14 protein-coding genes and 1 tRNA gene are annotated in these 12,014 nt (G+C 32.5%); 11 read left to right on the top strand and 4 right to left on the bottom strand.

Annotated elements, in window-relative coordinates:
* From AB4Y90_RS09170 to AB4Y90_RS09140, 7 genes are all read left to right on the top strand, one after another.
* Window positions 1-889, top strand: an 889-nt coding sequence (locus tag AB4Y90_RS09170) for a hypothetical protein (RefSeq protein WP_441557112.1), incomplete at its 5' end; no start/stop codon positions are given.
* Between the two features lie 65 nt (window positions 890-954).
* Complete coding sequence (locus AB4Y90_RS09165; RefSeq protein ID WP_441557110.1) at window positions 955-1,479, top strand: Crp/Fnr family transcriptional regulator; 525 nt, start codon at window positions 955-957, stop codon at window positions 1,477-1,479.
* 52 nt (window positions 1,480-1,531) lie between these two features.
* Window positions 1,532-2,074, top strand: coding sequence for a DinB family protein (locus AB4Y90_RS09160; RefSeq protein ID WP_441557109.1), 543 nt, complete (start codon window positions 1,532-1,534; stop codon window positions 2,072-2,074).
* 197 nt (window positions 2,075-2,271) lie between these two features.
* A complete protein-coding gene (locus AB4Y90_RS09155) occupies window positions 2,272-2,877 on the top strand; it encodes a DUF2911 domain-containing protein (RefSeq protein WP_441557108.1) in 606 nt (201 codons plus the stop codon).
* Window positions 2,878-2,895: 18 nt separating this feature from the next.
* Entirely contained in the window at window positions 2,896-3,423 is a 528-nt protein-coding gene (locus tag AB4Y90_RS09150) for a GNAT family N-acetyltransferase (protein ID WP_441557106.1), read from the top strand.
* A gap of 178 nt (window positions 3,424-3,601) precedes the next feature.
* Window positions 3,602-3,970, top strand: a complete 369-nt coding sequence (locus AB4Y90_RS09145; RefSeq protein ID WP_441557105.1) for a cupin domain-containing protein — start codon at window positions 3,602-3,604, stop codon at window positions 3,968-3,970.
* 2 nt (window positions 3,971-3,972) lie between these two features.
* On the top strand, window positions 3,973-4,200 hold the full coding sequence (locus AB4Y90_RS09140) for a hypothetical protein (RefSeq protein ID WP_441557104.1): 228 nt from the start codon (window positions 3,973-3,975) through the stop codon (window positions 4,198-4,200).
* Between the two features lie 151 nt (window positions 4,201-4,351).
* On the opposite strand, the gene AB4Y90_RS09135 is transcribed toward AB4Y90_RS09140, so the two are convergent.
* The 3 genes from AB4Y90_RS09135 to AB4Y90_RS09125 are packed head-to-tail and all read right to left on the bottom strand — an operon-like array spanning window position 4,352 to window position 6,776.
* Window positions 4,352-5,092 (bottom strand): dienelactone hydrolase family protein, encoded by a 741-nt coding sequence (locus tag AB4Y90_RS09135; RefSeq protein WP_441557103.1) that lies wholly within the window; start codon window positions 5,090-5,092, stop codon window positions 4,352-4,354.
* Window positions 5,093-5,149: 57 nt separating this feature from the next.
* A complete protein-coding gene (locus AB4Y90_RS09130) occupies window positions 5,150-6,334 on the bottom strand; it encodes a hypothetical protein (protein ID WP_441557102.1) in 1,185 nt (394 codons plus the stop codon).
* Window positions 6,335-6,347: 13 nt separating this feature from the next.
* Complete coding sequence (locus AB4Y90_RS09125) at window positions 6,348-6,776, bottom strand: type I restriction enzyme HsdR N-terminal domain-containing protein (protein ID WP_441557101.1); 429 nt, start codon at window positions 6,774-6,776, stop codon at window positions 6,348-6,350.
* A gap of 7 nt (window positions 6,777-6,783) precedes the next feature.
* On the opposite strand from AB4Y90_RS09125, the gene holA reads away from it, so the two are divergent.
* From holA to AB4Y90_RS09105, 4 genes are all read left to right on the top strand, one after another.
* Entirely contained in the window at window positions 6,784-7,821 is a 1,038-nt protein-coding gene (gene holA, locus AB4Y90_RS09120) for a DNA polymerase III subunit delta (protein ID WP_441557114.1), read from the top strand.
* Window positions 7,822-7,985: 164 nt separating this feature from the next.
* Window positions 7,986-8,927: a thioredoxin-disulfide reductase gene (gene trxB / locus AB4Y90_RS09115; RefSeq protein WP_441557100.1), complete on the top strand. Its 942-nt coding sequence runs from the start codon at window positions 7,986-7,988 to the stop codon at window positions 8,925-8,927.
* 217 nt (window positions 8,928-9,144) lie between these two features.
* A tRNA-Ser gene (locus AB4Y90_RS09110) sits at window positions 9,145-9,232 on the top strand.
* Between the two features lie 251 nt (window positions 9,233-9,483).
* Complete coding sequence (locus AB4Y90_RS09105) at window positions 9,484-10,698, top strand: site-specific integrase (RefSeq protein ID WP_441557099.1); 1,215 nt, start codon at window positions 9,484-9,486, stop codon at window positions 10,696-10,698.
* Between the two features lie 312 nt (window positions 10,699-11,010).
* Here AB4Y90_RS09105 and AB4Y90_RS09100 read toward each other — a convergent pair.
* On the bottom strand, window positions 11,011-12,014 hold a 1,004-nt coding region (locus tag AB4Y90_RS09100; protein ID WP_441557098.1), incomplete at its 5' end, for a hypothetical protein.

The following is a 12,014-nucleotide window of genomic DNA, read 5'->3' as shown; positions in this document are numbered from 1 at the left end:
TTCTAAAACTTATAGAGTTAAGAATAATTTAAATGCTAAAAAATGGGTTTCTATGATTTACTCAAAAGATAATCCAAATTTTGAAGTCCGTTATTTTATTAAAGATTATACTGGAAGAACAAGGACTGATGACGATGCCTATTATGAAGAAACAATAGCCGTAGATTCTGCAGTTGCCACTGTTGATTATGTGAATGGAAATAATATAATAGACAGCGTAAAGATCAAAGAATTTAATCCTGAAATCAATCAGCAGATTGCGCCTGATAAATATATGAAAAATAATATGACAGAATATTATTATTTATCTGACGAGATGAAAGATTTGCTTAAAAATGTAGATTCAGTGAAGAAAGACGATTTCTTTTCAGAGAATGTGCATATTTATATCTGGATTGCATTTTTCTTATCAACTTTTATTTTCAGTTTCAGGATTACCGGGCTTCGTTCGCTGCTTTTCAGTGTCATCAGTGCAGGAGTTTTAACCTTGACAATTACTTTGATCACGGTATTTTACGGTCTTACTGTCAGAGGTCAGGAGCAGTTTTTTGTTTCGTATTTTGTATTTTTTATCGGCTTGATAATTTTACTGATTCCGTTACTGAAAATGAATATGGTAAGCAAAATGGTTTCGTCTGTTTTGATCAATATTTCCATGAACGGGTTTGTACTTTTTGTACTTTTAATTTTTGCGATTATCAGCATCCATCAGAGAGCAGATTGTCAAATGATGGTTACTCAGGTAGACTACGATTATACATATCAAAACTGTCCGAATATTTTTGAAGATTTAGGCTTTATGCTAAGTTATATTATCCTGATTATAGGTTTTATTTTCATGTATTTTTATACCGCCGTTTTACAGAAATGGAAGGCGATGCCGGAATAAATTTTTCTAAATATTTTAAAACCTCATATTTTTATGGGGTTTTTATTTAATCTAAAACTAAGAATGTGAATATTATTAAGACACTCCTCGAAGCAGGTTTATTTCAGAAAAAGAAAGTAATTGAGAGGCATTGTTTTCTTACTTTGGAAGGCGACATCGACAGCAATATTTATTATGTTGAAAAAGGAAGTCTGCGCATTTTCATAAGAGATGAAGATCAGGAAAGGACTATTCGCTTCGGATACAAAGAAAATATTATAGTCTGTCTCGACTCTTTTTTATCTGAAAAGCCGACTGATTTTTACATTCAGGCAATCAAGAAAACTGAGATTAAAGTGGCTTCTAAAAAAGATTTTTATGAGTTTATAAGATCTTCGGATGAGAATCTGAAATTGTGGACTTTTATTTTGGAAGACCTGGTTCTGCAGCAGATTGAAAGAGAAAAAGACCTGTTAATAAATTCTCCGAAAGAACGTTTTGAAAGAGTTTTAAAGAGAAGCCCGAAACTTTTTCAGGAAATCCCCAATAAACATATTGCCAATTATTTAAGAATGTCTCCTGAAACTTTATCAAGGCTCAAAAAATCTTGATTACAATCAAGATTTATGATTTACCAAAATTGGAAATTTGCAAAAAAAAATGATGAAAATTCCTTCAAAACAATTGCTTGACGATTTAAAAATAAGTACAGAACAAAATTTAAAATTTGCAGAAAACCTGTTAAATGAAACGGATGAAAAGCTTAATTTCAGACCATCAGAAAAAAGCTGGAGCATTCTGGAATGTCTTGAACATCTGAATCGTTACGGCAATTTTTATCTTCCTGAGATCAGCAAAAGAATAAAAAATTCAGATACGAAACCAACAGAAATTTTCAGTACAGGTATTTTGGGGAATTATTTTGCAAACAGCATGCTTCCCAAAGAAAAGCTCAATAAAATGAAAACTTTCAAATCGATGGATCCTATTCACAGCAAGCTTGGCAAAAGCGTTTTGAATGAATTTATTTCCCAACAAAAACAGATGATTCTTCTTTTAAAAAAAGCTGAAAATATCGATTTAAATAAAGTGAAAACCAGCATCAGTATTTCTAATTTAATTAAACTAAAATTGGGTGATACTTTCCGCTTTGTAATTTATCATAATGTACGACACATCGAACAAGCGAAAAGAAATTTGCAATAAAATATTTAGTTAATAACAGTAGAATCTTTAGCTGATTGAAACGCCTTTGTTAGCTTAAAAAAACATTTAGTAATTTAAAAAATCTTTGTGCTCTTTACGTTAAAATATAATTAGATATAATTTAATTTAACAAAATTTATCAATCTCAGAAAGTAATTTATGAACTCGATTTTGTAATTTTAGGCAAAATTTTAAAAGTGAAAAAATTATTATTTGCAGTTTGCATATCGGCTTCGGCTTTAAGTTTCGCACAAGATTATTCAGTTCCTGCAGCAAGTCCGCGTCAGAAAGTTGAGCAGCAGTTTTCTATGTCAAAAATTACTGTAGATTACGGAAGACCCGGAGTAAAAGGAAGAAAAATCTTCGGAGAATTGGTTCCTTACGGGCAGGTTTGGAGAGCGGGTGCAAACTCTTCTACGAAAATCACATTCGGACAGTCTGTGAACTTTGGCGGAAAAACCGTTCCTGCAGGAACTTACGGGTTATTCATCGTACCAACCGAAAAAGAATGGAAAGTTATTTTAAATAAAGATTTCCAGCAATGGGGAGCTTATACTTACGATCCGAAACAGGATGTTGTAGATGTAACGGTTCCGGTTAACAAATTGACAGATAAACAAGAGTGGTTTGAAATTACTTTAAACCCAACGGATGAAAATTCCGGGAACCTTGTTATAAAATGGGATATGGCTCAGGCGGAAGTAGCTTTAAAACCGGCAAAACCTGAAGCAGTAACCAAAATTGCAGAGAAATTAAAAGAAATCAAAAAAATAGAATCTGACGCTGCAAAAGCAAAAGGCTAAGATTCAAACTTATAAAAGATGAATTTTTCTATTCAACCTATTTTAGAAAACGAAGAATATCAATTGATCCCCTTACAGCAAGGGGATTTTGAGTTATTATACGAAGTGGCTTCCGATCCGCAAGTCTGGAAGCAGCATCCGAATAAAGACCGTTATAAAAGAGAGGTTTTCGAAAACTTTTTTAAAGGAGCAATGGAAAGCAAGGGTGCTTTTAAAATTGTTGAAAAATCTACCGGTGATATTTTAGGAAGTACCCGTTTTTATGATTTTAATGAATCTGAAAACAGCATTTTCATCGGGTATACTTTTTACGGAACAAAATCCTGGGGAAAAGGGATCAATCCCCAAATCAAAAAACTGATGATGGATTATATTTTTCAATTTGTAAACAAAGTTTATTTCCATATCGGGAAAGAAAATCTGCGTTCCCAAATTGCATTAGAAAGATTGGGCGGAAAGAAAATTGCGGAAGAAGAAGTTGCTTATTTTGGAGAACCTGCAAAAACTAATTTTGTCTACGAAATAGCAAAAGAAAATCATTTTTGAAATTAAGTTTCACGCAGATTTAGCTGATTAATAAAACTGAAAATTAATAATATCTAATTCATTATTAAGAAATATCAAGAACTTTTATAAGTGAAACGGCTTTGTGTAACTTAAGAACAATTAGTCGTTAAACAAAAAAATCTTTGCGAACTTTGCGTTAAAAATAATAAATAATAAAATGAAAAAATATAAAATTCAAAAATCACCATTTGTAGTTCCTACAACTGACGGAAAATTAATCGAAGAACATTGGGGAAATTCAACCCAAAACTCAAATATTTCCATTGCTCATATGGTTGCACCGCCAGATTGGAGCGAGCCGCATCAGACCCCTGAATTTGATGAATTTACCATCATTATTTCAGGAAAAAAACAATTTGAAATTGACGGAGAAAATGTTGTTTTAGAAAAAGGACAAAGCATTTTAATTGAAAAAGGAGCAAGAATACGTTACAGCAACCCGTTTTCAGAGCCTTGCGAATATATTGCAATCTGTCTTCCTGCTTTTTCGATGGAACTGGTAAACAGAGAACAAGAAATTATTTAATTATGGCGTTACTAATCTGTCCCAAATGTAAAGAAAATTCGTTTACCTGGTTTATCAACGGGAAAACTCATGTAACAAGCTGGAATTGTTTTAATTGCGATTACGAAGCGAAAGAAACTGACAGCCATAAATCTATCTGCGAAAATTGTGAAAAGAACACAAAAATAAAGCTGAAAGATAAAGAAAAAGAATATCGGTGGTGTTCAAGCTGCAATCAAATAACACCTTAAAAATATTGTTAACCTTTCTGTCATTCTGAATGCAGCAAAGCGAAATGAAGAATCTGTCTTAAAAATCTTAACTTCTTAAATAAAACTTAATGGTTAAATTTAAAAAGTAAAGCTTCTTCCTGTCATCAGAATGACAAAAAGAGTGTCAATATTATTTCAAAATTTCTTTCAAAAACAGAAGCGTATGATTCCAGGCTCTTTTTGCCATCACTTCATTATAATCGGGAGATTTTGGGTCTGTAAACGTATGTTTTGAGTTGGCATAAGTAATAATTTGCCAGTCTGCTTTACCGTCATTCATTTCTTTAACAAGGTTATTGTAATCTTCCGGCGTTACACTTTTATCTTCTGCAGGATTTTCTACTAAAATTTTAGTTGAAATAGTTTCGTTCGGTCTGGATTGATCTTTTCCGATGCTTCCGTGAATGGAAATAACACCGGCAACAGGCAATTTTCCTCTCGCAGATTCTAAAGCACCGGTTCCGCCGAAACAATAACCGATTACCGCAATTTTATCCGAAACCGCTCCCTTTTTCTTAAGTTGGTCTAAAGCCAGAGAAATTCTTTTCTGATAAGCTGCATAATCTTTTTTGTAAAATCCGGCTGTTTTTGCGGCAGAAGCATTGTCTGTAGGAATATTTCCTTCGCCATAAACATCTGCAATGAATGCGATATAACCTTGTTTTTTCAGGTCTTCAGCAGCAGTTTTGGCTTCGTCATCAATTCCTTTCCACGCAGGAAGAATTAAAACTCCCGGAAGTTTTTTTCCTGCATTGGAGGTTACTAAACCATTCAGTTTTTGTGAACCATCCTGATAAGAAACTTTTTTTAAAGTCTGACTAAAGAATGATGTTGCAGTTAGAATTGCTGATAATAGTATTAAACGTTTCATGTGTGAGTTTTTTAATGAACATAAACTATGCAATCAAATTTTAGGCTAAAAAAGTTTTTATTGATTGTTCTTATTTTCGGCAGTAATTAACTCATCAATCTTTTCATTGAAGTTCGATTTTGTAATTCCTGATACTCTTTCCAAAGTTTTAAAATAATTATCATGATCTTCACGATTGAATTTTCCACAGGTTAAAAGTTCCAAAACACTGTTAAAACCTTTTTCTTTTTCAATTTTTCTTACAATAATTGCATTAAGAATATTTTCTAAATAAAGTGAAGTAGAGGCAAGACTGAAGTTTTCCTTATGACCATATAATGACAGCCAATCTGTTTTTTGAGACGCAGAATAAGTATTTTTAAAATGTATCCATATTTGTTCCCATTTGTAGAAAGGATCTCCATCATTGATATAAGAATATCCTTCTGCAACAGGTAAATAAAAATTGTTTTGCGGATATTTTTTATTAATTCTTGCTTTCCAAAGACTGCCGAAAGAGAAGCTTTCAAACTTTCCGTTTTGTGTAGCTACAATAAATGCGCTCTGACTGCTATCGGTTGCAAAGTCAATTCCTAAAAGAAAATTTTCTATATTAGATTCACCTGTTCTGTAATCAATTCCCAATAGTTTATAAGCATTTAAAAATCCATCAACACAATATACTTTTGTTGGGAGTTTTTGCTCATTTAAATTTAAACTTATCTGATTGTTTTTTGCGATAAAATTTTTTAATTTTTTTTCATCAATAATTTTTTCAGAGTAAAAAGTATAGTTTTCTAATGTTTTTGATTTCCAGTTGTTTATAGCCTTTTTTAATGTTGATGATATTAAGAATTTATTATTTATTTCCTGTACTCCTATTTGAATTTTTGCAACTGAATGTTTTATTTTTTCATCTTCAAAATAGCAATTTAGATAAATTGTATAATTACTTTTATCAGTCGTTTCAGCTGATATAACCTCATACATCAAGGTGTATTTTGTGGTAAATATTTTACTGTTCTGCTGATTTCTCAGTTCATCTAAAAACAGCCAGGTTTCTAATTTGTTTTTGGGATTTATAATTGTTAAATCTTTATTTGGAACACTTTTATCTAAAATATATTGACTTAAAACATCAGTTATTTTTTTTCTTTTCAAAGTATCTTCTACAATGTTCAGATTATTGTTTATCAAAACTTTTGACTGTGCAAAAATAAAATTAGAGACAGACAGAAAAAACCAAATAAATAAATTTTTCATTAGCTATAAGAATTTAAGGTTTGTAAAAAATATAGCTTTCATTTTCAAATTTAGCATTGATGTGCTGCAAACCATTCGTTAAAATAATTTCAGAAGCACCGATGATAGAGTTGTATCTTGCAGTCTGCTCAAATGTTTTTTCAGTTAATTTAATTTGTGGAGCTTTACATTCAATCAAAATTTTTGGCTGGGCTTTTTCGGTAATTAAAAGATCGATACGCTTCGTTAAACCATTCAGAACAATCTTTTTTTCGGTAATTAAAGCCGATGTAGAGTAGGATTTTACGGTAAGGTAATAGTGTACCCAATGCTGCCTTACCCATTCTTCGGGAGTAAGCAAAAGGTAAGTTTTACGAACCAAGTCATAAATAAAAAACTTATCTTTGTCTTTCTTGAATTTAAAATCAAAAGTTTCCTGAAAGTTCAGTTTTGGAAGTTCCATTTATATGATGAAAGAATTAGATTTAATCCTCAAAAATATTAAAAATAAAGAAGTTTTACCGATTTATTTTTTTCACGGAGAAGAACCTTATTTTATTGATGTTGCTGTAAAAGCCCTTGAACACGACTTTCTTGAGGAAGACGAAAAGGCTTTTAACCAAACCGTCACTTACGGAAAAGATACAACGTACCAGGAAATTTTGTCTTTAGCGCGACAGTTTCCGATGATGGGCGACAAACAGGTGATTATTGTAAAAGAAGCACAGGATCTGAAATTTAATGAAGAAGAAAGCAAAGCTTTAGATGCTTATGCAGAAAATCCGGTTCCGTCAACGGTTTTGGTTTTTGCCCATAAACATAAGAAGCTGGACAGCAGAAAAAAGGTTTCCAAAACTTTGGCAAAAATAAATGCCCTCTTTCTGAGTGAATTTTTAAAAGATCACACCCTTCCGAAATGGATTGCCGATGAATGCCTCAGATTAAAGATAAAAACAGCGCCCAATATTTCTCATCTTTTGGCAGAATATCTTGGAAACGACCTTTCAAGAATTTCAAATGAGCTGGGAAAACTTAAAATGATTTTAAAAGAAGATCAGCTTTTAGACGGTACGATCGTTGAAAACCACATCGGAATAAGCAAAGAATTCAATGTTTTTGAACTTCAGAAAGCTTTAGGAGCAAAAAATGCAAATGCAGCATTCAAAATTGCCTATTTTATGGGCAAAAATCCTAAAAATAATCCTTTTGTGATGCTTCTTTCCAGCCTTTACAATTATTTTTCGAACGTTATTATTTACAACACGATGAGCGGGCAACCTCCGCAGGTAATTGCTTCACAGATGGGCGTCAATCCTTATTTTATTAAAGATTATGCAGAAGCGGCAAGGTTATATCCCCTCAAACATTCTACTCGTGTAATCTCTATTTTAAGGGAATTTGATATGAAAGGAAAAGGTTTGGGCGCCGTCAATATGGATGATGCAGAACTTATTAAAGAACTGGTTTACAAAATTATTAATGTCGATAAGATTAAAATGAAGGTTTAATTTGTTGATAGTTGTTGGTTGATAGAAAAGCTAACAACCAAATTCTATCAACTAACAACAATTGAAATTCGACATATTAAATATTGACAAGTATCATTAAATTTACTTTAATTAAAAATTAAAAATTACGAAATTAGCACCCTCGAAAATTGATAAAATAAATTATGGAGCAAAATATTTTAGATTGTGTGATCGTTGGATCTGGTCCTTCTGGTTTTACAGCAGCAATTTATGCGGCAAGAGCAGACCTTAAACCTGAATTGTACACAGGTCTTGAACCAGGCGGACAACTGACCACCACAACAGAAGTTGATAATTTTCCGGGTTATCCTGCAGGAATTACAGGCCCTGAAATGATGATGGATTTACAAAAACAAGCAGAAAGATTCGATACCAAAGTACATTATGAAATGATCACCAAAGCTGAATTTTCAAATGAAATTGGCGGTGTTCACAAATTATATGCAGGAAATAAAGAAATTTTAGCGAAATCTGTCATTATTTCTACAGGAGCTACTGCAAAATATCTGGGACTTGATGATGAAAAAAAATATAATGGAGGAGGGGTTTCTGCATGTGCAACCTGCGACGGATTTTTCTACAGAGGAAAAAATGTTGTTGTAGTAGGAGCAGGAGATACTGCAGCCGAAGAAGCAACTTACCTTGCCAAATTGGTAAACAAGGTAACCATGCTGGTAAGAAAAGACGAGTTCAGAGCTTCAAAAGCAATGGTTCACCGAGTAGAAAACACACCCAATATCGAAGTGAAATTTCACCATGAATTGATTGGTATTGAAGGTGAAAACAATCTTGTTGAAAGAGCTGTTGTTATCAACAACCAGACCCAAGAAAAATCTACAGTAGATGTTCACGGAATTTTCATTGCGATCGGACACAAGCCGAATACGGATATTTTTGTAGGTCAAATTGATCTGGATGAAAACGGATATATCATTACTGAAAAAGGTTCATCAAGAACCAATCTTCCGGGAGTATTTGCTGCAGGAGATGTTCAGGATCATATCTACAGACAAGCGATTACTGCGGCAGGAAGTGGTTGTATGGCTGCAATGGATGCCGAAAAATATTTGGCAGAATTGCATTAATATAATTCTTTAAAAAATTGAAGCATCTCAAAAGAGGTGCTTTTTTTGTTTCCAAAATGTCTGATTTTAGCTTTTAAAATTGAAGTTCGTAAAAATAATTTCGTTGATTTTTAGCTGGTTATTAGTTTTGTTAAAATTTGTCTGAAAAATATTTTGCCAACATTTAAAAACGTTTTATATTTGCACCACTGAAAACAACGATACAATCGGAGTTTAAGGAGAGTTGGCAGAGTGGTCGATTGCGGCAGTCTTGAAAACTGTTGACTGTAACAGGTCCGGGGGTTCGAATCCCTCACTCTCCGCCAGGTTAGAARCCAAAATAAGCTAAAACGCTGTAARCATCAATGTTTACAGCGTTTTTTGTTTAAGCGCTATATCAAAAAAAATCAAAATAGGTTACGATTTATATGTCCTATTTCGTGTCCCATTCAAAAAAAGACAAAAATAGGTCACGAAAAATCAAGCAAAGCCCGACCAATAGGCAGTCTAACGATTGTACATCTTGCGAAAAGTGGTAACAAAAAGTAAATTATTAATCAATTAAAGTTATCACACAATGAACAAAACATTCAACCTGTTATTCTTCATCAAAAAGAATAAGATCAGAACAAACGGAACCGCTCCCATCTACTTACGAATCACGATAGACGGCAAGGCAGCAGATATTGCTGCCAAAAGGTATATCGATCCGAAGAAATGGGATGTTAAAGCACACAAGGCATTGGGTAATTCGCAAGAAGCCAAAACATTGAACCTCTATCTTAAAACTTTGGAACAGAAAGTTTACGATTTCCACTACCTGATGCTGAAAGAAGAAAACTTTGTAACTGCAGAGAGTTTAAAATCTAAACTGCTTGGAACGGATATTGAGCAAAGAATGCTCATTCCCATTTTTCAGGAGCATAATGACAAGGTGGAAGCCTTGGTCGGTCAGGATTTTGCCCCAGGAACATTGGAGCGTTATAAAACATCTTTAAAGCACACACAGGAATTCATCACTTGGAAATACAAAGTTTCTGATATTGATATCACACAAATCGATCACGGTTTTATTAGTGATTATGATTTCTGGCTGCGCAGTGTAAGAAAATGCGGAAACAATACTGCTGTGAAATACCTCAAGAATTTCAAAAAGATCATGAGATTATGTATGGCGCACGGATGGATAACTAAAGATCCTTTTCTGGGCTATAAAGCAAAAGTAAAAGCTGTAGAACGTCCTTATCTTACAAAAGAAGAAATTCAGATGATCTACGAAAAGAAATTTGCATCCGACCGATTGAACCAGGTTCGCGATATCTTTCTTTTCAGCTGCTATACAGGTCTGGCATATGTGGATGTCAAGCAATTGTCTAAGTCTAACATCAATATCGGCGTTGATGGTGATCCATGGATTTTTACCCATCGTCAAAAGACCGATACTTCAACCAGGGTTCCATTATTGCCTGTGGCTCAGGAACTGGTTTTAAAATATGAAAATCATCCGCAATGTGTTAATTCGGATGCGCTGTTTCCTGTTTTAAGTAATCAGAAAATGAATTCTTATCTCAAAGAAATTGTGAATGTCTGTGGAATCAATAAGGAGTTGACGTTTCATATCGCAAGACATACGTTCGCCACTACTGTTACATTGTCTAATGGTGTACCCATTGAAAGTGTTAGCAAAATGCTTGGTCACACCAATATAAAGACGACACAGCATTATGCTAAGATCTTGGATAAGAAAGTAAGCGATGATATGGCTGTTTTAAGGAGTAAATTTCAAGTTTAAATTTAACAATATTAGTTATGTAGTTAAATTATATATACCAATGGAAATATAATATAAGAATCAATTATTTATGTGATAGCAAACTTAAAAGATATGATAAACAACGTATATTTGATTGTATTTAAATTATATTTTGATGAATTTTCAAAATTTATTGAAAAAAAATCTCCAATCTATCAATAAGAAGGTACTATAATTAATTAACGGAATATTGGTAGAAAAGCAGTAATTGATATAAATAATCAGCAAAAATTTGTATTGTTGTAAAAAATCAATTATCTCTAAATTAAACCAATATTCCGTAATTAAGCTCTAATCTGTACCTTTTATAACTCTTTCAACTTTATTAAAAATACTTTTTTCATAGTTATCGAAATTTGATTTTAGTTCATCAGATTTTGCTTTGTCATCTAAGCTCTCATAATAATCGAGCACATTAGAAGGCACACCATAATCACTTGCAATTCGTCCATAATCAGATAATGCATTATATTCAAGTTTAACTAATAATCTGTCAATACCTGTAACTTCATCAAATGATTTATTAGTTTCTTGAGATTGAATAAAACGATACATAATATTAAAAACTCCCAAATATTTAACAACTTGATATTTTAATGTATTATAAACAAATTCTGCGGTTTCAGAAATAGCTTTGTCTACAGACATGTTAGCCATTTTATATTTTACAGAGCCTGAAAAACCACTAGTTAAGTAAAAATGGGTTAAGTGAGTTAGTGTCGAATATTCGTTCGCTTCTCCTTTATAATCTATTAAGAATTGTAGCTTTGGGTTTTTTACTATTAAACGAATGACTTTTAAAACAATTTGAAAACCATCATAATCAATATCCATTCTAAAATTTATAGTTCTAATTAGCTCTTTAATATTATTAATTTCCGAGGTAGTTAATTTTTTGATTTCGTCGTAAATAGTAATCTTATCAAATCGACTTACTACCTTGTATAAATTGAAAATTTCATCAGGTATTTCTCGTTTATCTTGTTCAATCTTAATGTTTATTTTTCTTGTTTTGTCAGATTCTGATAAGTATTCATCATTAGAATAAAACAAATCAATTTCATCTTTAGGCGCTTTTAAATCGTAATTTTTATGCTTAATTCCCTCTGGTTCCGAATCAATTGCTTTCATAAAATCATTTTGAAGCACAATGACCCTCCCAGAGTAATGGTATAAAAATCTGCCAGCTCTTCCTGCAATATTTTTAGCATCAAACTTTTTAAGCTCTTTGTCTCCTTTTTTACTATGAAGTACTATTAGATTTTTAGCAGAGGTGTTTACACCTTCAGTAATAG

Source organism: Chryseobacterium sp. 2TAF14 (genome assembly GCF_052115105.1).
Taxonomy (GTDB): domain Bacteria; phylum Bacteroidota; class Bacteroidia; order Flavobacteriales; family Weeksellaceae; genus Chryseobacterium.
Note: the sequence above shows the minus strand (reverse complement) of the source record. Positions and strands in the feature narration are given on the sequence as shown.

What these genes read in the sequence shown, in the direction of transcription:
- AB4Y90_RS09160 (WP_441557109.1), top strand. Translation starts at nt 1,532, where the DNA reads ATGAAAATTCCTTCAAAACAATTGCTTGACGATTTAAAAATAAGTACA.
- AB4Y90_RS09150 (WP_441557106.1), top strand. Translation starts at nt 2,896, where the DNA reads ATGAATTTTTCTATTCAACCTATTTTAGAAAACGAAGAATATCAATTG.
- AB4Y90_RS09145 (WP_441557105.1), top strand. Translation starts at nt 3,602, where the DNA reads ATGAAAAAATATAAAATTCAAAAATCACCATTTGTAGTTCCTACAACT.
- AB4Y90_RS09140 (WP_441557104.1), top strand. Translation starts at nt 3,973, where the DNA reads ATGGCGTTACTAATCTGTCCCAAATGTAAAGAAAATTCGTTTACCTGG.
- AB4Y90_RS09135 (WP_441557103.1), bottom strand. Translation starts at nt 5,092, where the DNA reads ATGAAACGTTTAATACTATTATCAGCAATTCTAACTGCAACATCATTC.
- AB4Y90_RS09130 (WP_441557102.1), bottom strand. Translation starts at nt 6,334, where the DNA reads ATGAAAAATTTATTTATTTGGTTTTTTCTGTCTGTCTCTAATTTTATT.
- AB4Y90_RS09125 (WP_441557101.1), bottom strand. Translation starts at nt 6,776, where the DNA reads ATGGAACTTCCAAAACTGAACTTTCAGGAAACTTTTGATTTTAAATTC.
- holA (WP_441557114.1), top strand. Translation starts at nt 6,784, where the DNA reads ATGAAAGAATTAGATTTAATCCTCAAAAATATTAAAAATAAAGAAGTT.
- trxB (WP_441557100.1), top strand. Translation starts at nt 7,986, where the DNA reads ATGGAGCAAAATATTTTAGATTGTGTGATCGTTGGATCTGGTCCTTCT.
- AB4Y90_RS09105 (WP_441557099.1), top strand. Translation starts at nt 9,484, where the DNA reads ATGAACAAAACATTCAACCTGTTATTCTTCATCAAAAAGAATAAGATC.